Annotated in this window: 17 protein-coding genes and 1 pseudogene; 10 read left to right on the plus strand and 8 right to left on the minus strand. The window is 68.7% G+C overall.

What is annotated here, in order from left to right; translation table 11 throughout:
• The 6 genes from ACT4N3_RS13360 to ACT4N3_RS13385 form a co-directional block, all read left to right on the plus strand.
• Positions 1–2,971 (plus strand): amidohydrolase family protein (locus ACT4N3_RS13360; protein ID WP_444855720.1); only part of this gene is annotated, 2,971 nt, incomplete at its 5' end.
• Positions 2,972–3,234: 263 nt separating this feature from the next.
• Positions 3,235–3,543, plus strand: coding sequence for a PilZ domain-containing protein (locus tag ACT4N3_RS13365; protein ID WP_444855721.1), 309 nt, complete (start codon positions 3,235–3,237; stop codon positions 3,541–3,543).
• A gap of 52 nt (positions 3,544–3,595) precedes the next feature.
• Positions 3,596–4,255, plus strand: coding sequence for a glutathione S-transferase family protein (locus ACT4N3_RS13370; RefSeq protein WP_444855722.1), 660 nt, complete (start codon positions 3,596–3,598; stop codon positions 4,253–4,255).
• 43 nt (positions 4,256–4,298) lie between these two features.
• Entirely contained in the window at positions 4,299–5,807 is a 1,509-nt protein-coding gene (locus ACT4N3_RS13375; RefSeq protein WP_444855723.1) for an aldehyde dehydrogenase family protein, read from the plus strand.
• A 43-nt stretch (positions 5,808–5,850) separates the two neighbouring features.
• Positions 5,851–6,900 (plus strand): hypothetical protein, encoded by a 1,050-nt coding sequence (locus ACT4N3_RS13380; RefSeq protein WP_444855724.1) that lies wholly within the window; start codon positions 5,851–5,853, stop codon positions 6,898–6,900.
• Between the two features lie 106 nt (positions 6,901–7,006).
• A complete protein-coding gene (locus tag ACT4N3_RS13385; protein ID WP_444855725.1) occupies positions 7,007–9,052 on the plus strand; it encodes a M13 family metallopeptidase in 2,046 nt (681 codons plus the stop codon).
• A 218-nt stretch (positions 9,053–9,270) separates the two neighbouring features.
• On the opposite strand, the gene ACT4N3_RS13390 is transcribed toward ACT4N3_RS13385, so the two are convergent.
• Together ACT4N3_RS13390 and ACT4N3_RS13395 are read right to left on the minus strand one after the other, a co-directional pair.
• On the minus strand, positions 9,271–9,525 hold the full coding sequence (locus ACT4N3_RS13390) for a DUF2171 domain-containing protein (RefSeq protein ID WP_444855726.1): 255 nt from the start codon (positions 9,523–9,525) through the stop codon (positions 9,271–9,273).
• A gap of 27 nt (positions 9,526–9,552) precedes the next feature.
• Positions 9,553–11,235, minus strand: a complete 1,683-nt coding sequence (locus ACT4N3_RS13395; protein WP_444855727.1) for an FAD-dependent oxidoreductase — start codon at positions 11,233–11,235, stop codon at positions 9,553–9,555.
• 105 nt (positions 11,236–11,340) lie between these two features.
• On the opposite strand from ACT4N3_RS13395, the gene ACT4N3_RS13400 reads away from it, so the two are divergent.
• Positions 11,341–12,255: a peptidylprolyl isomerase gene (locus tag ACT4N3_RS13400; RefSeq protein WP_444855728.1), complete on the plus strand. Its 915-nt coding sequence runs from the start codon at positions 11,341–11,343 to the stop codon at positions 12,253–12,255.
• Positions 12,256–12,378: 123 nt separating this feature from the next.
• On the opposite strand, the gene ACT4N3_RS13405 is transcribed toward ACT4N3_RS13400, so the two are convergent.
• The 3 genes from ACT4N3_RS13405 to dinB form a co-directional block, all read right to left on the minus strand.
• A complete protein-coding gene (locus tag ACT4N3_RS13405; protein WP_444855729.1) occupies positions 12,379–12,903 on the minus strand; it encodes a retropepsin-like aspartic protease family protein in 525 nt (174 codons plus the stop codon).
• A 55-nt stretch (positions 12,904–12,958) separates the two neighbouring features.
• Entirely contained in the window at positions 12,959–13,222 is a 264-nt protein-coding gene (locus ACT4N3_RS13410) for a hypothetical protein (RefSeq protein ID WP_444855730.1), read from the minus strand.
• A gap of 83 nt (positions 13,223–13,305) precedes the next feature.
• Entirely contained in the window at positions 13,306–14,400 is a 1,095-nt protein-coding gene (gene dinB, locus ACT4N3_RS13415; protein ID WP_444855731.1) for a DNA polymerase IV, read from the minus strand.
• 102 nt (positions 14,401–14,502) lie between these two features.
• Here dinB and crtY point away from each other — a divergent pair, with 102 nt between their 5' ends.
• The 3 genes from crtY to ACT4N3_RS13430 all read left to right on the plus strand — a co-directional run bounded on the left by crtY (position 14,503) and on the right by ACT4N3_RS13430 (position 18,708).
• Entirely contained in the window at positions 14,503–15,612 is a 1,110-nt protein-coding gene (crtY, locus tag ACT4N3_RS13420; protein ID WP_444855732.1) for a lycopene beta-cyclase CrtY, read from the plus strand.
• 97 nt (positions 15,613–15,709) lie between these two features.
• Positions 15,710–16,795: a DmpA family aminopeptidase gene (locus ACT4N3_RS13425; RefSeq protein WP_444855733.1), complete on the plus strand. Its 1,086-nt coding sequence runs from the start codon at positions 15,710–15,712 to the stop codon at positions 16,793–16,795.
• 107 nt (positions 16,796–16,902) lie between these two features.
• Positions 16,903–18,708 carry a vWA domain-containing protein gene (locus tag ACT4N3_RS13430; RefSeq protein WP_444855734.1) on the plus strand — a complete coding sequence of 602 codons (1,806 nt, stop codon included), beginning with the start codon at positions 16,903–16,905 and terminating at the stop codon, positions 18,706–18,708.
• Positions 18,709–18,822: 114 nt separating this feature from the next.
• On the opposite strand, the gene ACT4N3_RS13435 is transcribed toward ACT4N3_RS13430, so the two are convergent.
• The 3 genes and pseudogenes from ACT4N3_RS13435 to ACT4N3_RS13445 all read right to left on the minus strand — a co-directional run.
• The gene (locus ACT4N3_RS13435; RefSeq protein WP_444855735.1) at positions 18,823–19,206 is read right to left on the minus strand and encodes a hypothetical protein; all 384 of its coding nucleotides are present in this window, start codon (positions 19,204–19,206) and stop codon (positions 18,823–18,825) included.
• Positions 19,207–19,218: 12 nt separating this feature from the next.
• Entirely contained in the window at positions 19,219–19,758 is a 540-nt protein-coding gene (locus ACT4N3_RS13440; protein WP_444855736.1) for a hypothetical protein, read from the minus strand.
• A pseudogene (locus ACT4N3_RS13445) lies at positions 19,758–20,335 on the minus strand (DNA gyrase subunit B); the annotation flags it as partial. The pseudogene ACT4N3_RS13445 and the gene ACT4N3_RS13440, both read right to left, overlap by 1 nt.

The raw sequence follows: 20,335 nt of genomic DNA on the forward strand, positions 1-20,335 counted from the left end.
GCCGCGCTTCTCGCCCGACGGCGGCCGTATCGCCTTCACCTCGGACCGGGGCGGCGGCGACAATATCTGGGTGATGGGGACGGACGGATCGGGCGCGCGGGCGATCACCAGCGAGACCTTCACATTGCTCAACAACCCGACCTGGAGCCCGGACGGCCGCTTCATCGCGGCGCGCAAGCATTTTACCACCCAGCGCTCATTGGGCACCGGCGAGATCTGGCTCTATGCGGTGAACGGCACGGGCGGCGGCGTCGCGCTCGTCGAGCGTTCCAGTCCGCAGCTCCAGAAGGAGCTGGGGGAGCCGGTCTTCAGCCATGACGGCTCCGCCATCTATTTCACCCGCGACGCGAGCCCCGGCAACACGTTCCAATATGCGCAGGATTCGAACGCCGGCGCCTTCGTCATCGAGCGCTACGAGATGGCGACCGGCGAGCGGACCCAGATCGCCGGCGGGCCGGGCGGCGCGGTGCGGCCGCAGCCGTCGCCGGACGGGCGCTGGCTCGCTTATGTCCATCGCACCGGCGGGCGCAGCCGCTTGTTCGTCCGCGACCTCCAGTCGGGCCAGCAGCGGCAGGTCTATGCCGATCTCGACCAGGATCTGCAGGAGACCTGGTCGGTGCACGGCGTCTATCCGAACATGGGCTGGACGCCGGACAGCCGGACGATCGTCTTCTGGGCCGGCGGCCGCATCCGCCGGGTGAACGCGGACGGCTCCGGCGCGGCCGAAATTCCGTTCCAGGTCAACGACACCCGCGTCGTGATCGACGCGACCCGGCCCGAGGTCGATGTCGCGCCGGCGAGCTTCACCACCCGGATGGCGCGCTTCGCCACCGTCTCGCCGGACGGCAACAGGGTCGTGTTCGAGACCCTTGGCCGACTCTATGTTCGCGACATGGCCGGCGGCGCACCGCGCCTGCTCACCGCGCAGGACAGCGACTTCCAGCTCTTCCCGACCTGGTCGCGCGACGGCAGCCGGATCGTCTTCGTCTCCTGGGACGACCAGCGGCTCGGCGAAGTCCGCACCGTCGCCGCGGACGGCTCGAACATGCAGACCGTCACCCGCCAGCCGGGCCATTATCGTCGGCCGCGCTTCTCGCCGGACGGCGCGACGATCGTGTTCGAGGCGAGCGGCTCGGGAGGGCTGACCTCGGATCGCTGGAGCGAGACCAGCGGCATCTACCGGGTGCCGGCGGCGGGCGGGGCGCTGACCCGCATCCTCGGCAATGGCGGCAACCCGCATTTCGGCGCCGCGTCCGACCGAGTCTTCCTGGAGGTGGTTGAGGAGCAGCAGCGCCGGCTGATCAGCGTCGACTTGGGCGGCGGCAACCGGCGCAACCATGCCCGGGGCGAAATGGTGACCGGCTATGAAATTTCGCCCGACGGGCGGAATGTGATGTTCAGTGAGAATTACAACGTCTTCGTCACGCCCTTCTTCGGCGGCGTCGGGATGCTGAACCTGTCGGCGCGCGGCACCCAGTTCCCGATCACCCGGGTGACGCGGGACGGCGGCAATTACCTGCACTGGACGCGGGGCGGGCAGGGCATCGCCTGGAGCATGGGGCCAACGCTCTACAGCGTTGCGACCACCTCGACCGGCTCCGGCTACAGTGCGCCGCAATCCGGCGTCTCGCTCGCGATCAGCGTGGCGGCGGATCGGCCGGACGGCGTGACTGCGCTGGTCGGAGCGCGGATCATCACCATGGCCGGCGCCGACGGCGGCGTGATCGAGGACGGCGTGATCATCGTCGACGGCAACCGCATCCGCGCCGTCGGCCCGCGCGCCTCGACGCCGGTCCCGGCCGGCGCGCGGCAGGTCGATGTCGCCGGACGGACGATCATCCCCGGCATCATCGACGGCCACGCGCATGGCGGCCAGGGCGAGGACGATATCGTCCCGCAGCAGAATTGGTCGGCTCAGGCGCACCTCGCGCTCGGCGTCACCACCGTCCACGACCCGTCGAGCACCGCGACGGAGATTTTCGCCGCCGGCGAGATGCAGCGCGCCGGCCTGATCCTCGCCCCGCGCACCTATTCCTCGGGCGAGATCGTCTACGGTGCCCGCTCGCCGGGCCGCTACGCGCTGATCGATTCCTATGCCGACGCGCTCAGCCATGTTCGCCGGCTGCGCGCCGAAGGGGCGCATTCGATCAAGAATTACAACCAGCCGCGGCGCAACCAGCGCCAGCAGGTCGCCGCGGCGGCGCGGGCGGAGAATCTGCTCGTCGTGCCCGAAGGCGGCTCGCTCTATTCGATGGACGTGACGCTGATCCAGGATGGCAACTCGACCGTCGAGCACAACATCCCGCAGCAGCGCTTCTACAACGACCTGGTCCAGCTCTTCAGCCAGACCCGGACCGGCTACAATCCGACCCTGGTCGTCACTTATGGCGGCCTCGCCGGCGATCCTTACTGGAGCCAGGCGACGCAGGTCTGGAACCATCCGCTGCTGACCCGCCACACGCCACCGGCCCAGCTCGCCAGCCGGGTACGGGCGGTGACCGCGCCGGCCGGCCAGTTCCAGGACCAGTATAGCGGTCGCGAGTCGCGGCGGCTGGCGGCGGCCGGCGTGCCGATCGCGATCGGCGGCCACGGTCAGCAGCCGGGCATGGCCGAGCATTGGGAGATCTGGAGCCATGTCCGCGGCGGCGCGACGCCGATCGAGGCGCTGCGGCACGCCACCGTCGACGGCGCGCGCATCTACGGCTTCCGCGATCTCGGCACGCTGGAGCCGGGCAAGCTCGCCGACCTCGTCATCCTCGACGCCAATCCGCTCGAGGACATCCAGAACACCGACAATATCACCCAGGTGATGCTGAACGGCCGGCTCTACGACGCGGCGACGTTGAACGAGACGGCGACGGGCAACCGCCAGCGTCAGCCTTATTTCTGGGAGGCCGACGGCGACGGCGGCGCGGCGGCGGTCGCGCGTGCCCGGGCGAATGCCGAAAGCAACGGCTACGATCACGACTAGAGATTAGCCTCTCTCCCCTTGCGGGATGTTCGGGTCGGTCATGCCCCCGGCATGACCTGAACAGCGCGGGGCGCTGTTCACCCGACCACAGGTTTGGAGAGAGGGGAGCGAGCGCAAGCGAGCCTCAAGGCGTCTTCAGCGGCGTCGAGCCGCTTCAGCCGCGCCCCTCTCCCTTGATCCCTCTCCCGCCAGGGTAGAGGGAATTGGTTCTTACCATCCCCCGCGTTGGCAATTCGGTAAGCCTTCTTCGCGATAGTGCGCGCATGACGACGGGCGCGCTTTCGGGAGCCATGGTCGTCCGCAGCGAGCCGCGGACCGTCGATCAGCGCGCCGAGCCGCGCCACGAAGGGCTGGTCGAGCGCGCCCGGATTTGTTTCCGCGACGGCATTTCGATGGTACCGGTGATCAACATCTCCAGCCGCGGGGCGATGATCGAAAGCGACATCGCGCCCCGTTTGGGCGAAACCGTGACCATCGAGTTCGACGGCTGCAGCCGCATCCGCGCCTTCGTCCGCTGGTCGCGGGAAGGGCGGATCGGGCTCAACTTCGGCGGCGAATTGACTATCGGCTGATTGACAGCCGATAAATCAGTCCTACTTCGCAACCCAATGCGAAGGAGGCTCCATGATCGATCTCTACACCGCCGCGACGCCCAACGGGTACAAGGTCTCGATCACGCTGGAGGAGCTGGAGCTTCCCTACAATCTCCACGTCATCGACCTCTCCTCCGGCGCGCAGAAAGAGCCCTGGTTCACCGCGATCAACCCGAACGGCCGCATCCCGGCGATCGTCGATAAGGGCAATGACGATTTTGCCATATTCGAGAGCGGCGCCATCATGCTCTATCTGGCCGAGCGGGCGGGCCGGCTTATCCCGGCCGACGAGAAGGGGCGCAGCCGGGTCGTCCAGTGGCTGATGTTCCAGATGGGCGGGCTGGGGCCGATGATGGGCCAGGCGAACGTCTTCACCCGTTATTTCCCCGAGCATCTGCCGGCGGCGATCGACCGCTACCGGCGCGAGAGCCGGCGATTGCTCGAAGTGCTCAACGGCCGGCTGGCGGACAACGAATATCTGGCCGGCGACTATTCGATCGCCGACATCGCCAATTTCGCCTGGGCGCGGATCCATGAGTGGCCGGGCGTCGAGATTGACGGGCTCGATCATCTGAAGAGATGGATGGACGCGATTGAAGCGCGACCGGCGGTCCAGCGCGGCCTCGCCGCCCCGCCGCGCGCGACGGACGAGGCGAAGCTGGTCGAGAACGCCCGCAAGATTTTGGCTTGATCGCGGCGGCGCGCTATAGGCGCCGCGCAAGGAGATTCCCCCGATGAACGAGATGACCCGCATCGCCGTCCAGCCTGCCTATAGCGAGGGCGTCCAGGCTTTCCTGAAGCGCAAGCCGCAGCTGTTCATCGATGGCCAATGGGTGGAGTCGTCGCATGGAGCGACGATCGCGGTCTTCGATCCTTCGACCGGCAAGGAGATCGCGCAAGTCGTCGATGCCTCGGACGCCGACGTCGACCGCGCCGTCGGTGCGGCGCGGCGGGCGTTCGACGACGGGCGCTGGTCGGGCCTTCCGCCCTATCAGCGTCAGCGGCTCGTCGAGAAGCTCGCCGACCTGATCGAGGCCAATATGGAAGAGCTGGCCGAGATCGAATCGATCGACAACGGCAAGCCGCGCGCCGCCAGCATGGGCTACGATTTGCCGAAATGCGTTCAGGCTTTGCGCTACATGGCCGGCTGGGCGACCAAGCTGAATGGCGAGCATGTCGAGCCCTCCGGTTTCCCGACCGGATCGGTCCACGCCTACATCAAGCGCGAGCCGGTCGGCGTCTGCGCCCAGATCGTGCCGTGGAATTTCCCGCTGATGATGGCGGTGCAGAAGATCGCGCCGGCGCTGTCGGCCGGCTGCACCATCGTCCTCAAGCCCGCCGAGCAGACGCCGCTTTCCGTCCTGCGCCTTGCCGATCTCGTCGCCGAGGCCGGCATTCCGGCCGGTGTCCTCAACATCATCACCGGCAATGGCGAGACGGCGGGCGACCGGATGGTCCGCTCGCCGCACGTCGACAAGGTCGCCTTCACGGGCTCGACCGAGGTCGGCAAGCTGATCAACCGCGCCGCGACCGACACGCTGAAGCGGGTCACGCTGGAGCTGGGCGGCAAGTCCCCGGTCATCGTCCTGCCCGATGTCGATATCGAGAAGACGGCGCGCGGCGCGGCGACCTCGATCTTCTCCAATAGCGGCCAGGTCTGCATCGCCGGCTCGCGCCTGTTCGCGCACCGCGACATCTTCGACAGCCTGATCGAGGCGGTAGCCTCGAACGCCGCCCAATGGCAGGTCGGCCCCAGCCTCGATCCCAACACCCGCATGGGCCCGCTGGTCTCGACCGAGCAGCATGAGCGGGTGCTGGGCTATATCGAGGCGGGGCGGAAGGAAGGCGCCTCGATCCTCTGCGGCGGCGATACGCCGGGCGGGGACGGCTATTTCGTCAACCCGACCATCCTCGTCGACGTGAAGCCGGAGATGAAGGTGGTGCGCGAGGAGATTTTCGGGCCGGTTCTGGCCGCCACCCGCTATGACGATCTCGACGAGGTCGCCAAAGCGGCGAACGACACGACTTACGGCCTCGCCGCCTCGATCTGGACCCGCGACGTCTCGGCGATGCACAAGCTCGCCGGCAAGCTGAAGGCCGGCATGGTGTGGGGCAATTGCGCCTCGGCGGCGGATACGTCGCTGCCGTTCGGCGGCTACAAGCAATCCGGCTTCGGCCGGGAGAGCGGCCGCTACGGAATCGAGGCCTATACCGAGATCAAGACCGTCGCCATCGCGCTCTGATCCGTTCAGCCAGCGTCTAGCACTGTCCAGGCAGGTCGAACCCATGACGAAGCGTTTCCACCTCCTCGCCGCCGGCGCAGCGCTCGCCGCGACCGCCGCTTTTGCCCAGACGCCGCCCGCGCCGCAGCCGGAATCCCCGCCGGCCAAGGCCGAGCCGGGCCTCTCCGACCTTCGCACCACCGTCGAGGAACTGCAGGATCGGCCGGCGCCAGATCCTGCACCGGCCCAGCCGACGCCGCAGGCCGCACCCGCGACACCCCCGGCCCAGGCTCCGGTCGCGCCGCCTGCGGCGCCGCAGCGGCCCCTGATCCAGCGCCAGGCGTCAGCCTTTCCGCTGACGCCGGCGGAGATCGCCGCGGTCAATCGCGTCATCGAGCGCGGCCGGCTGTTGATCGCCCTGAGCCGGGCGGGCATCCTCGCCACCCAGGATCTGCTCGCCCGCGTCCCCAACCCGGAAGGGGCGGGAATCGACGGCTGGATCGCCGAGCCGGAAGGACAGGCGGTTCGGGTCAGCTTCTTCGACAACACCAATGACGGGCCCAAGCTGGTCTATCGCGCCGAGGTGCTCGGCGGCCGGATCACGTCGCGCGACACCTTTCTCGGCACCTACCGGCCGGCCATGGCGCGCGCGCAGGCGCGGCTGGTGGCGGCGCGGGCCGCGGTCGAGGCGCTGGGCCACAGCGCCTGCTCGCCGCAGGGCTTCAACATCCTCGTCGTCCCGGCCGCGAGCGCTGGCGGGGCGATCGACGTCTACGAGATCAGCGCGCCGTCGCAGCGCGGCCGCTTCCCGATCGGCGGCCATTTCCGCACCGCGGTGAGCGGCAACGGGCAGGCGGGCGAGACGCACGCCTTCGCCAGCGGCTGCGCCGACCTGACGGTGACGGAACCGCCCGCCGGCCAATCGCCGCCGCCGATCCAGATCGCCGCCGGCACCGATCCGTTCCCGACCGAGGCCCACATCCTGACATCCGTCGCGAGCGGCCGCGCGCTGACCTTCACGGCGGGCGATCCGGCGCGGCAATGGCTGGTCGCGGGACCCAGGATCGCGGAGATTCGCGACGGCGCGCCGCGCTTCCTGAATGCGCAGGAATGATCAAGGTTTTCGTCTAAAAAGGCTTGCAATATCCGGGTGATGACTGAAGCAGGCGCGGGGACTTGATTCGCCCGGCGCGGGCGCCGGCTGTGGGAGGATGCGACACATGACGAAGACTCGCCTCGCGCTGCTTTCAGCGCTCCTGCTCGCTGGCGTGGCGCCGGTCGCGGCGCAGACCGGGACGGCGTCCAGCCGGCCGTCGGCGGCCAGCCGCTTCATGCCCTGGGGCGTCGACCTGTCGGCGCGCGACACCGCGATCCGGCCGGGCGACGATTTCTGGCGCCATGCCAATAACAGCTGGTTCCGCGCCAACCCGATTCCCGCGGAGCGCACCGGCTGGGGCGTCTCCACCGTGCTCGCCGAAGACGTCGAGGCGCAGGTGCGCGACATCGTCGAGACGGCCAATCGGGGCACCGATCCGGTCAGCCGCCAAGTCGCGGCGCTGTACGCGAGCTATATGGACGAGGCGGGGATCGAGACGCGCGGCGCCGCGGCCCTCCGCCCCTATCTCGACCGGATCGCCGCGGCGCAGACCCGCGACGACCTCATCCGCCTGTTCGCGGCGCCCGGCTATCCGTCGCCGATCGGGCTCGGCATCATTCCCGATCCGGCCAATCCGACCCGCTATATCGCCTTCGCCGGCCAAGGCGGTCTCGGCATGCCGAACCGCGAATATTATCTGCGCGAGGGCGCGGACTATGACCGCTACCGCGCCGCCTACCGGACCTATGTCACGACGATGATGCGCCTCGGCGGCTTTTCGGAGCCCGAGCGCCGCGCCGACGCGATCGTCGCGCTCGAGCGGCGCATCGCCGAGGTGCACTGGACGGCGGAGCGCAGCCGCGACATCCGCCAGCTCTACAACCCGATGACCCCGGCCCAGCTTGCCGAGCTGGCACCGCAGTTCAACTGGCCGCTGCTGCTCCGGGCCCAGGGCCTGGCCAGCATCCCGACGATCGTCGCCGGCCAGCGGGACGCGATCGCCGCCGAGGGCCGCCTCTTCGCCGAAGTGCCGATCGAGACCTGGCGCGACTGGATGGCGTTCCAGTTCATCGACAACAGCGCCCAGTTCCTGCCGCGCGCGTTCGACGAGGCGAATTTCAACTTCTTCTCGCGCACCCTGCGCGGCGTCGAGCAGCAGCGCGCGCGCTGGAAGCGCGGCCTCGACGTGCTCAACGGCACGCTGGGCGAGGCGGTCGGCGAGATTTATGTCCGCCGCCACTTCCCGGACGAGAGCCGGCGGCAGATGGGCGAGCTGATCGCCAATCTGCGCGCCGCCTTCGCGGAGCGGCTGGCGCGCCTGGAATGGATGGATGACGCCACAAGGCGCGAGGCGCTCGCCAAGCTCGAGGCGTTCGATCCCCGGATCGGCAATCCGGTACGGTTCATCGATTATTCGCCGATCCGCATCGAGCGGGGCGACCTGCTCGGCAACATCATGCGGGCGAACGAATTCCAGTGGAACCTGCAGCTTTCCCGGCTGCCGAACCCGGTCGATCGCTCGCTCTGGGGCATGACGCCGCAGACGATCAACGCCTCGTACAGCCCGCTCACCAACCAGATCACCTTCCCGGCCGCGATCCTCCAGCCGCCTTTCTTCAATCCGCAGGCGGACCCGGCGGTCAATTACGGCGCGATCGGCGCGGTGATCGGCCACGAGATCGGCCACGGCTTCGACGATCAGGGCCGGCGCTTCGACGCGACCGGGCGGATCCGCGACTGGTGGACGGCGGAAACCGACCGCCGCTTCACCGAGCGCACGGCGCGCCTGCGCGAGCAGTTCAATTCCTATGCCGCGATCCCGGGCCTCAACGTCAACGGGCAGCTGACGATGGGCGAGAATCTCGGCGATCTCGGCGGGCTGGAAATGGCCTATGCCGCCTATCGCCGCTACGTCGCCCAGCATGGCGAACCGAGGGTGATCGACGGCCTGACCGGCGATCAGCGCTTCTTCCTGGCCTTCGCCCAGGCCTGGCGCAGCCAGATCCGCGAAGGGGCGCTTCGGGAACGCGTGCTGACCGATCCGCACAGCCCGCCTGAATGGCGCGTCAACGGCATCGTGCGCAATGTCGACGCCTGGTATCGTGCGTTCAACATCCAGCCCGGCGACCGGCTCTATCTGCCGCCGGAGCAGCGGGTGCACATCTGGTAAGCCGGCAGCCGCTCCGCGGGTAAGGCCCGACAGCCTTACCCGCGGAGCAGGGCCGGCCGGCCGACGGGGTCGGTCAGAGACCGAACCCGATCGACGTCACGCGACAATGGTCGCGTGGCGGGGCCGACATCCCTCGGTGAGACCGCACAAATCCCTTTGGCGCGCGGACGCGCGCACCCACCCCTTGATTCCCCTCCCTTGTCAGGGAGGGGAGACTGTTAAACGCCCGCTTCCTCTTCCTCGAACAGGCTGACCGCGACGTCGCCCTTGGTCGTGAGGCGGACCTGCTCGCCCTCGACCTCGGCGACGAGGCCCTTGGCCAGGAAATGATGGTGGCCTTCATGGCTGCCCTGGCCGCTGTCCTTGCGGATCAGCTTGATGCGATGCTCCTCGATCCGGTCGACGGTGCCGACATGGACGCCGTCCGCGCCGATCACCTCCATGCCTTCCTTGATATCGTCCCGTCCCGCCATGTCGTCTCTCCTTTCAAAAGGTTGGAATCACACGGCCTCAACCCGCCGCGGCACGGGCTGTTCCGCCGGCATTGCGGCGAAATGGGCGTGGATCGCGGCCACCACCTGCGCACCGTCGCCGACCGAAGCCGCCACCCGCTTGACCGACCCGGCACGCACGTCGCCGACCGCGAAGACGCCGCGCCGGCTGGTTTCGAGCGGCAGCCGGTCCTCGCCCGCGTCCGCGCCGGTGCAGACGAAGCCGCGCGCGTCGGTCTTGAGCCCGGACGCCGCGAGCCAGTCGGTATTGGGCTCGGCGCCGATGAAGGAGAAAAGCTGGCGGACTTCGGCCCTCGTTTCGACGCCGGACGCGAGCGCGCGCCAGCGGACGGCGGCGAGCTGTTCGCCCTCGCCCTCCAGCGCCGAAATCTCCGCGCCTTCGACCACTTCGACATTGGGCAGGCCCTCGATCCGCTCGACCAGATAGGCCGACATGGTCGCGACGAGCGGCTTGCGGACGATCAGGTGGACGCGTGCGGCATGCCCGGCGAGAAAGACGACGGCCTGACCCGCCGAATTGCCGCCACCGACCAGGGCGACCTCCTCCCGCGCGCAGAGTTGCGCCTCCAGCGGCGAGGCCCAATAATGGACCGTCGCGCCTTCGAACGCCTCCAGTCCCGGCACGTCGAGCCGCCGGTAGCGCGCACCGGTTGCGATCACCGCCGTGCGCGCCTTCACCCGCTCCCCGGTCGCCAAAGCGAGATGGAACGGGTTGTCGCCGCATTCGAGCTTCACCGCCTCGTCGGGAATCGCCATTTCGACGCCGAATTTCTGCGCCTGGCTGAACGCCCGGCCCATCAGCGCCATGCCGGAAATGCCGGTCGGGAAGCCGAGATAATTCTCGATCCGGCTGGAGGCCCCGGCCTGGCCGCCGAACGAGCGGCAATCGAGCGTCAGCACCGACAGACCCTCCGATCCCGCATAGACGGACGTCGCGAGTCCCGCCGGGCCGGCGCCGATCACGACGAGATCGAACAGCCTGTCGGGATCGATCGGGCCGACCAGGCCGATGCAGCGGGCGAGCGCCCCTTCGGTCGGGTTGCGCAGCAATTGCCCGCCCGGGCAAAGCACGATCGGCAGCTCCTCGGCCTCGACCTGGAAGCGCTCGATCAGGGTCCGCGCGCAGCTGTCGCGATCGGGGTCGAAACGCTGGTGCGGCTGGCCGTTGCGGGTGAGGAAATTGACCAGCCGCAGCACGTCGCCGTCGCCGTCGCGGCCGACGATCACCGGGCCGCCGCCGCCGGTCTCGATCAGGCCGACGCGGCGCAGGATCAGCGCCCGCATGATCCGCTCGCCAAGCTCGGCCTCGGCGATGAGCAGGGCGCGGAGACGATCGGGCGGGATATCGACCGCTTCGCCCGCTTTCAGCGCGACCGCGTCGATGAATGAAGGGCCGCCGGAAAGCTGCGCCAGCTCGCCCATGAACGAGCCCGGCCCATGGGTGACGATCGGCCTTTTCGTGCCGCCACCGTCGCGCTGGCTGATCTCGACCTCGCCGGAGAGGAACAGGGTCAGCCCGTGGCCGGTATCCCCGGTCCGCGCCAGGATTTCGCCGGCCTCGAAAGCGCGCGTCTCGCCGAAGCGCCGGAGCCGCGCCACTTCGGCGCAGGTGAGCGTCGGAAACATCTGCGCGCCACGCGTCGCAATGATGGTCTGGGTCGGTTCAGCCATAAGCGTCTCGCTGCCGAAGGTTCGCATCCGCCCTCCGCTATAGCACAATCGCTTGATCCCGGCCGTGCGCGCGGCAACGATGCCGCACCCAGCCGGAGGAAGATCATGCGCCGCTTCGTTCTCATCGCCCTGCTTGCGACCGCCTGCACGCCCGTCCGCGAGGCTTGGCGGCCAACACCGATCCCGGGCGCGACCGAGCCGAGCGCGGTGATTGCTGCATCGACGGCGGCGGACTGGCGGCCGATCGCGGACGAAAATCTGCTGGTGATCGAGCTCGGCGACGAAGGCATGGTCTATGTCGAGCTGGCCCAGGATTTCGCGCCCGTGCACATCGCCAATATCCGCGCCTTCGCCCGCGCCGGCTGGTGGGACCGGGCGACGGTCTATCGGGTCCAGGACAATTATGTCGCCCAATGGGGCAATAACGATGCCGGCCCGACGCCGCCGGCGGGAATCGTGGCGCCGCCGCCGGCGGAATATGAGCGGCCGATCGCCGGTCTCGCGATCCGCCCGCTCGGTTTTCCGGACAGCTATGCGCCGAATGCGGGCCATGCGGACGGCTGGCCGGTCGCTTATGATCCGGCGCGCGGGCGGGCCTGGCTGACCCATTGCTATGCCAGCGTCGGCGTCGGCCGCGACCTCGCGCCGGACACCGGATCGGGCGGCGAGCTCTATGCGGTGATCGGCCATGCGCCCAGGCATCTCGACCGCAACATCGCCACCATCGGGCGGGTGGTGGAGGGGATGGCGGCGCTGACCGCCCGGCCGCGCGGGACCGGCAATCTCGGCTTCTACCAGGCGGAGCGCGGCGAGCGGCCGATCCCGATTCGCCGCGCCCGGATCGCCGCCGACATCCCGGCCGCCGAGCGGCCGCATTTCGAGGTGCTGCGCTCCGACCGGCCGGCCTTCGACGCCTTCGTCACCGGCCGCGCCAATCGCGGCGGGACGTTCTTCAACGTGCCTGCCGGCGGCGTCGATCTGTGCAATGTGAACGTGCCGGTGCGGCGGCGGCCGAATTAGAGAGTCATTCCGGCGAAAGCCGGAACCCATGAACATCGTGAGTGGAGGGTGCGCCTGACGGTCGAGCCTGCTCTCTGCCTCCGAGTTCTTGGGTCCCGGCTTTCGCCGGGATGACTCGGAGAGTTAGCGCAGCGTCATCGTATCGCCGCTGATCTCGACGCTCTGGAGCTGCGACAGGAAGCTTTGACCGAGCAGCGACTGGTCGAGCTGGTCGACGACCGCGCCGCGCACCGCGCGGGCGGTGAGGCCGCCGACGGTGATGCTGTCGATCCGGGTCTGGGTCATCTCGACATCGCCGCCGGCGGTGCGGGCGACGCCGACCTGGCCGTCGAGAGAGACATTAGCGCGATCCGCATCCTCGGCGCTGAGCGCGACCATGCTCGCGCCGGTGTCGATCATGAAGCGGATTGGGGCGCCGTTTACCTGCGCCGTCACGTAGAAATGGCCGTCGAAGCTGCGCGTGATCCTTTGGTTGGCGACGCCGCTGACGCTGGGGGTGGTCGCTGCGGCGACGCGCGAACGCTGATCGGGCTTGTCGGAATCTTCCGTGCTGGCCGTGTCCGTCGCAGGAGACGACCAGGTCGGGCCCAGCACCGCCGCGCCGATCAACATGATTCCCGCCCAGAACAGACCGCTGCTCGTCGACATGACCCCGCGTCTTAGCGGCGCGGGGCCAATGGCCGGTTAATGGCGATAGTAAACGCTAGTGAACCGCGTGCGGATCGACGACGAACGGATAACGGCGGACGGTGCGGATGATCTGGCCGCCGGCGACATGGGTGGAACTCTCCAGCGGCAGCGCGGTGCCGCAGAAGGCGCACTCGGCCATCAGCCGGCCGATATGCCAGTGGGAGCGGCCGCAACCGGGGCAATGGTTCGTCTCCTGATCGCGATAGACGATATGATAGCCGCGCTGGGCCCGGGGCGGGACGAGGCTGCCGCCGCGATCTTCGAGAACTGTCGCCATGTGATGGCTCCTTTGGCAAACGCATACAATTGCGCCCCCAAACGCGGGACTCGCGGGGGAAGTTGCATCGCCGGGCGAAGCGATCAGGCGAGAAGGGGGAGCTGTTGCGGCTGGGCCACGGTCGGTTCCGCCGCCGGATCGTGGAGGTTCGAAAGGGTGAGGCCGAGCAAACGGATGCCCTTTTCCGCCGGCATCAGGCCGTGCAGCAGCGCGCAGCCGACGGCGAGGAATTCCGCCCGGTCGGCGATCGGGCGGTCGAGGCTGCGGGCGCGGGTGACGATCCTGAAGTCGCGATATTTGACCTTGAGGGTCACGGTGCGCCCGCTGATCCCCTTCTCGCCGATCCGTCGCCACACGGTCTGGCTGATCCGGTCCAGCTCCGCCGCGAGCGCGGGTTCATCGGTCAAATCGTCGAAGAAGGTGTCCTCGGCGCCGATCGATTTCCACGGCCGGTTCGGCTTCACCTGGCGGTGGCAGATGCCGCGGGCGAGATTGTAATAATAATCGCCGCTCGCGCCGAAATGATGAGCGAGGAAGTCGCGGCTCTGGGCGTGGAGATCGGCGCCGGTCTCGATGCCGAGCCGTGCCATCTTCTCCGCCGTCTTCGGGCCGACACCGTGGAAGCGCTTCACCGGCAAGATTGCGACAAATGCTTCGCCCTTGCCCGGCGGGATCACGCACAGGCCGTCGGGCTTGTTCTGGTCCGAGGCCAGCTTGGCGAGGAACTTGTTGTAGGAGACGCCGGCCGAGGCGGTGAGCCGCGTCTCCTCGCGAATCCGGGCGCGGATTTCCTCGGCGATCCGGGTCGCGACGCCGACCCCCTTCAGATCCTCGGTGACGTCGAGATAGGCCTCGTCGAGGCTGAGCGGCTCGACCAGCGGCGTGTAGTCGGCGAAGATCGCGCGGATCTGGTCGGACACCGCCTTGTAGACGTCGAAGCGCGGCCTGGTGAAAACGAGGTCCGGGCAGCGCCGAAGCGCGGTCACCGAGGGCATGGCGGAGCGCACGCCGAACCGGCGCGCCTCATAGCTCGCCGCCGCGACCACACCGCGATGCATCCCGCCCACCGCGACCGGCCGGCCCCGCAGCGCCGGGTCGTCGCGCTGCTCGACCGACGCGTAGAAGGCGTCCATGTCGACATGGATGATCTTGCGCACGGGGGCGCTTTCCTCGTTCACGCTTTGTGCTTATAGCGGCCCGCCTGTCGCGCGACAGTCCCAAAATGGGGCCATGGCCGGCCGGGCGTGGCGGGGCGACCGCGGGCTGGGGTATGAGGGCGCATGGCGCGGGGCAGACGGCAAGGGGTGCTGATCGCGGGGGGCGGCGTCGCCGGGTGCCTCGCCGCGCTGGCGCTGGCGCGTCACCGGCCCGACGTGCCGTTGCTGATCGTCGAGGAGCGGGAGAGCTTCGGCGGGGCTGGTTTCCACCATGTTTTCGAGGATGAGCTTGACGACGGCGCGCGCGCTCTGGTCGATGACCTCGCCATTGCGCGCTGGCCGGGCTTCTACGTCGCCTTCGACGGTTTCAGCCGCAAGCTGAAGGCGCCCTGCGGCGGCCTCGACGGCCCGGCGCTGCACCGGGCGATGATCGGGACGCTGGCGCCCAACCAGTATCGCCTCGGCGCCAGGATCGTCGCGGTGCGCGAGGATGCGCTCGTGCTAGACGGCGGCGAGGAGATCAAAGCCGAGGGCGCGATCGACGCGCGCGGCGCGGCCAACCTGTCGCAGCTCGATCTCGGCTACGAGGCGCGGCTGGAGCGGCGCTACCGGTTCGCCGCTCCGCACGGGGTCGACCGGCCGGTGCTGATCGACGCGACCGCCAGTGGCGGCGCGGGCGCAAGCTTCATGCAGGTCGCGCCGCTCGATGCCGAGCGGCTGGTCGTCGCCGATGTCAGCCTTGCTGACCGCAGCCTGCCGGGCGAGCAGGCGGCGGCGCGGCTCGACCATTATGTCGCCTTGCGCGGCTGGCGCGACGGCGAGATCGAGGATGGCGCGGTGGTCACCAAGCCGCTGCCGCGCGGCGGCGATTTCGCCGCCTTTTGGCGGATCGGCGGCGCGCGCGTGGCGAAACTCGGCCTGCGCGGCGGCTTCGTCCATCCCGTCACCGGCCGCACGATCGCCGACGCTGCCTCCGCGGCGATGCTGTTGACCCGGCAACAGGATTTTTCCGGCGCCGCGCTCCACGATCAGTTCGAAGCGGAGGCGCGCCGCCTGTGGCGCGGCCGCGAGTTCCTGCGCGGAATCGGCCGCAGCCTTGCCGAAAGCGAAGACCGCACGGCGAAGCTCGCCGCCTTGTTCGCGCTCGATCCCGGTCTCATCACCCGCTTCCACGCCGACAAGCTCGGGATGTTCGAGCGGATGAAGGTGCAGCGCGCGGTTGCCGGCGGCTGACGAAGCCAGCGGCAGCCGCTATCATCGGCGCCGAGGAGATGCCGCCATTTCGTTCTTCGCCCGCTTTGCGGTCTTCGCTGCGGCCCTGGTCCTTGCGATGAACGTCGCTGAGGCCCGCCCGCGCGCCCGCGAACAGGGCGTCGTCATCGGCGTGCTGCCGACCGGGCCGCTCAATGCGATCACCGATGTCGCCGGCGTCCGGGTCGGTCATGTCACGCTGATCGAGGGCGCGAACGTGCGCACCGGAATCACCGCGATCCTGCCGCATGGCGGCAACCTCTATCAGGACAAGGTGCCGGCCGGCTTCGCGGTCGGCAACGGCTATGGCAAGTTCACCGGCTCGACCCAGATCGTCGAGCTGGGCGAGATCGAGACGCCGATCCTGCTCACCAACACCCTATCGGTGCCCGACGCGATGCAGGGGATCGTCGACTGGACGCTGGCCCAGCCGGGAAATGGGGAGGTGCGTTCGGTCAACGCGGTGGTCGGCGAGACCAATGACGGCTTTCTCAACGACATCCGCGCCCGCCGCGTGACCCGCGAGCATGCCCGCCAGGCGATCGAGGCGGCGCGCGAGGGCCCGGTGGCGGAAGGCTCGGTCGGCGCCGGCACCGGCACGATCGCTTTCTCATGGAAAGGCGGCATCGGCACATCTTCGCGCCGGCTGCCGGCGAGCCTCGGCGGCTGGACGATCGGGGTGCTGGTCCAGACCAATTATGGCGGCGCGCTCACCGTCGACGGCGTCCGGGTCGGCGAGGCGCTCGATCAATATTATCTGCGAGACGAAACGAGGGCCGCGTCCGGCGATGGTTCGGTGATCGTCGTCGTCGCCACCGATGCGCCGCTGTCGGACCGCAATCTCGAGCGGCTGGCGCGCCGCGCCTTCCTCGCGCTCGGCCGCACCGGCTCGCCGATGACCAACGGATCGGGCGATTATGCGCTCGCTTTCTCGACCAACGAGCGCGTCCGCCGCACGCCGGCGCGCCGCGCAACCACGAGCGCGATCGAGGATCTGCCCAACGAATCGACCTCGCCGCTCTTCCAGGCGGTGATCGAGGCGACCGAGGAGGCGGTGCTCGATTCGCTGTTCGTCAGCGACGGCATGACCGGCCATCGCGGCCGGATCGAGGCGCTGCCGGTCGAGCGCGTGCTGCCGCTGCTGCGCCGTCCGCGCGGCCGATAGCGGCCCCAAAGCCGCGTCCCGATCACAGCTGTAATCCGCAATTCAGCGACAGTTCAGATCGTTTCGGCTCAACATGTGATATTGTCACATAAGGTGGGAGATGGACGATGCGTACTCTCGTTCTGGCTTCGGTCGCGGCTCTGGTGCTCAGCGGATTGCCCCCGGCCCCCCTCCCGCCGGCACAGGCCCAGCAGAGCCGGGTCGTGCGCGGCGGCCCCGACGCCGACGAGATTTGCGCGCCCTATCTCCAGAGCTTCCGCGGCGACGATTACGACTCGGTCGGCTATGGCCGCGGCCGTGTGCAGCGGCGGCCGAATCTCGGATCAACGGGCGTCGCGCCGCCACCGCCTCCTCCTTCTCCACCGCCGCCGCCGATGATGCAGCAGCCGATGGCGGAGCAGCGGGCGCCGACGGTCACCGGCAGCCGCGTCGGCGCGGCCCGGCAGGGCGGCCTGATCGGCGGCTATTATCCGCGCCAGGATGAGAATCGCGAACGCTATCAGGGCGAGGCGGTCGCCGCCGTCCGCGCCGTCGCCGAGACGCCGGTCTCGACCTTCGGCGTTGATGTCGACACCGGCAGCTACACCAATGTCCGGCGGATGCTGAACCAGGGCCAGATGCCGCCTCAGGCGGCGGTCCGGACCGAGGAGATGCTGAACTATTTCCGCTACGATTATCCGGCGCCTGAGGATCGGTCGCGGCCGTTCACGGTCAGCACCGACATGACGACCACGCCATGGAACGCGAACACGAGGCTGCTGCGCGTCGGCCTGCGCGGCTATGACATGCCGCGGCGCGCGCGCCCGGCGGCGAACCTGGTCTTCCTCGTCGATGTGTCGGGTTCGATGAACTCGATCGACAAATTGCCGCTGGTCCAATGCTCGCTGGCGATCATCGCCAGCCGGATCAACCGTTACGACCATGTCTCGATCGTCGTCTATGCCGGCGCGGCGGGGCTGGTCCTCGAGCCCACTTCGGACCGCGAAACGATCATGCGCGCGCTCGACCGGCTGCAGGCCGGCGGCTCGACCGCGGGCGCGGCGGGCATCCAGCTCGCCTACCGGGTCGCCCGCCAGAACATGATCGAGGGCGGCATCAACCGCGTCATCCTCGCCACCGACGGCGACTTCAACGTCGGCATCACCAACAACGAGACATTGGTCGACATGGTCGAGCGCGAGCGGCGGAGCGGCATCACGCTGACCACGCTCGGCTTCGGCACCGGCAATTACAACGAGGCGATGATGGAGCAGATCGCCGACCGCGGGAACGGCAACTACTTCTACATCGATACGCCGCGCGAGGCCTGGCGGGCGTTCGACCGCGAGCTCTCCTCGACCCTCTTCACCATCGCCCATGACGTGAAGATCCAGATCGAGTTCAACCCGGCCTATGTCCGCGAATATCGCCTGATCGGCTATGAGAACCGGGCGCTGCGCGAGGAGGATTTCGACAACGACCAGGTCGACGCGGGCGATATCGGCGCCGGCCATCAGGTGACCGCGATCTACGAGATCGTGCCGACCAACGCGCGCGGCTGGCTGCCCCAGCGTTACTTCGAGGCCAACCAGCGGCCGGCGCCGATGGGCGAGGCGGGGCAGATGGCGCATCTTCGCCTGCGCTACAAATTGCCGGGCGAGGACGAATCGCGGCTGATCGAGCGGCCGCTCTCCGCCGGCCTGATCGCTCGGGCGAGCGCGCCGCAGGGCGACAGCGCCTTCGCGGCGGCGGTGGCGGCCTATGGCCAGTTGCTGCGCGGCGACACCAATATGGGCCGCTTCAGCTTCGCCGACGCCCGCGCTTTGGCGCTGCGCGGCGGCGCGAACGATTACTGGCGGCAGGAGTTCGTCGGCCTGACCGAGCTGGCGCAGCGGCGGCGCTTCGCCGGCCGGGGAGGCGGGGACGAGGACTGAGCGTCTCTCCTCTTCCCTCCCCTTGATGGGGGAGGGTAGGGTGGGGGTGAGCGCCTCCGGCCGAGAGTTCACCCCACCCCAAACCCCTCCCCATCAAGGGAGGGACTTAATCGGCTAGGGCGCCCAGGCCCTGGTCACCTCGGCGCCACTGGCGACATCGTCGACGACCAGGATCAGCCGGTTGTCGTGGTCGCTGTACATGGTGACGATGTTGACGCCCGCTTCGCCCAATGCGCCCGCGATGCGGCCAAGCTCGCCGGGCTTCTCCTGATCGAGCCGGCGGACCAGCACTTCGCGCACGCCGCACACCTCCAGCCCCGCCTCCTGCGCCGCCACCCGCGCGCGTTCCCCATCGGCGACGAGGAAATGGGCATGGCCGGCCGCGCCCATCACGAACACCCCGCCGCCCTCCAGGCTGACCCCCGCGCTGCCCAAGGCCTCGCCGAAGCGGGCGAGCATGCCGGGCTCGTGGGGGAGAATGACGTGGATGTCGTACATGGATAGGTTCCCCTAATCGAAATGCGCAGCGGTTTCAGCAACCGCGTTCGGCAGGCCGGCATAGTCTACGGCTTTCGATAGCTTGCTGACGCTCGCCAAGCCGATGCGCTTGGCGAGGGGGAGGGCATCCGTGCGAACGACGTAGAAATGCCATTGCAAAGGATCGCGATGATCGGCGTGGCTGTCCGCTTGAGGGTGGTGGGCGAAGATATAGAGGTGGGCGTTACGGCCGGGCGCGGCGATCCACCGAGTGCCCTCATACCTACCTTTCCTCTCGGCGATGTCGAACGAACATGCGGAAGGCTTGTCGCCATCTTTCTCCCAGGTCTGTCTTGCCGCTGACTGCTTCACCTCGAGCCGAACGCCGTCCGCTCTTTCAAAATCCCAGCTCGCATAATCTTCCGAACACCAGCGCCACTCGGGCTCAAGCGCGGTGGCGACGACAGCTTCAGCGATCAGGCCGCGATGAATGTTCGTGACCAGCGGCTTACCGAACGCCGCATCGGCCGCGCGCTGCAGGATCGTAGAAACGCTCGGCGCGGCTCGCGGCACTACACGTCCAAATTGGCCACGTTCAGCGCATTTTCCTGGATGAAGTCGCGCCTTGGCTCCACCACGTCGCCCATCAGGCGGGTGAAGATTTCGTCGGCGACGTCGGCCTGGGCGACCTCGACCTTCAGCATCGCGCGGTTGGCGGGATCGAGCGTGGTTTCCCAAAGCTGGTCGGCGTTCATCTCGCCGAGGCCCTTGTAGCGCTGGACGGCGAGGCCCCTGCGGCCGGCGGCGAGGATCGCGTCGAGAAGCTCGGTCGGCCGGGTCACCAGCGCGCCCCGCGGATCGGGCGCCTGGTTCTTCGGGCCTCCGCCCTCATTCTCCTCCGCTTCCTCGGCCGCCTCGGTCTGCACCGACGAGGAGCGGAGGGCGACGAGGCGAGCGGGGCCGGCATAGGTCGCGGCCTCCGGCACGGCGAGGCCGTGCAGCTTGCGCGCCTCGGCCGAGACCAGGAACTTGTGGTCGATGACATGATGGTCGGTGACGCCGCGCCACGCCCGGCGCAGCACATAATCGCCGTCCGCGCCGATCGAGGTGGCCCAGGCGCCTTCCTCATCGACCGCGTTGAGCCACTCCT

Source organism: Sphingosinicella sp. (genome assembly GCF_052388015.1).
In the GTDB taxonomy this organism is placed as follows: Bacteria; Pseudomonadota; Alphaproteobacteria; order Sphingomonadales; family Sphingomonadaceae; genus Allosphingosinicella.

Excerpts from the sequence above, each read along its gene's own strand:
- ACT4N3_RS13410 (WP_444855730.1), bottom strand. The coding sequence starts at position 13,222 with ATGGCGACAGTTCTCGAAGATCGCGGCGGCAGCCTCGTCCCGCCCCGG.
- ACT4N3_RS13395 (WP_444855727.1), bottom strand. The coding sequence starts at position 11,235 with ATGGCTGAACCGACCCAGACCATCATTGCGACGCGTGGCGCGCAGATG.
- ACT4N3_RS13380 (WP_444855724.1), top strand. The coding sequence starts at position 5,851 with ATGACGAAGCGTTTCCACCTCCTCGCCGCCGGCGCAGCGCTCGCCGCG.
- ACT4N3_RS13430 (WP_444855734.1), top strand. The coding sequence starts at position 16,903 with ATGCGTACTCTCGTTCTGGCTTCGGTCGCGGCTCTGGTGCTCAGCGGA.
- ACT4N3_RS13370 (WP_444855722.1), top strand. The coding sequence starts at position 3,596 with ATGATCGATCTCTACACCGCCGCGACGCCCAACGGGTACAAGGTCTCG.
- ACT4N3_RS13425 (WP_444855733.1), top strand. The coding sequence starts at position 15,710 with ATGAACGTCGCTGAGGCCCGCCCGCGCGCCCGCGAACAGGGCGTCGTC.
- ACT4N3_RS13405 (WP_444855729.1), bottom strand. The coding sequence starts at position 12,903 with ATGTCGACGAGCAGCGGTCTGTTCTGGGCGGGAATCATGTTGATCGGC.
- ACT4N3_RS13365 (WP_444855721.1), top strand. The coding sequence starts at position 3,235 with ATGACGACGGGCGCGCTTTCGGGAGCCATGGTCGTCCGCAGCGAGCCG.
- ACT4N3_RS13435 (WP_444855735.1), bottom strand. The coding sequence starts at position 19,206 with ATGTACGACATCCACGTCATTCTCCCCCACGAGCCCGGCATGCTCGCC.
- crtY (WP_444855732.1), top strand. The coding sequence starts at position 14,503 with ATGGCGCGGGGCAGACGGCAAGGGGTGCTGATCGCGGGGGGCGGCGTC.
- ACT4N3_RS13385 (WP_444855725.1), top strand. The coding sequence starts at position 7,007 with ATGACGAAGACTCGCCTCGCGCTGCTTTCAGCGCTCCTGCTCGCTGGC.
- ACT4N3_RS13390 (WP_444855726.1), bottom strand. The coding sequence starts at position 9,525 with ATGGCGGGACGGGACGATATCAAGGAAGGCATGGAGGTGATCGGCGCG.
- ACT4N3_RS13400 (WP_444855728.1), top strand. The coding sequence starts at position 11,341 with ATGCGCCGCTTCGTTCTCATCGCCCTGCTTGCGACCGCCTGCACGCCC.
- ACT4N3_RS13375 (WP_444855723.1), top strand. The coding sequence starts at position 4,299 with ATGAACGAGATGACCCGCATCGCCGTCCAGCCTGCCTATAGCGAGGGC.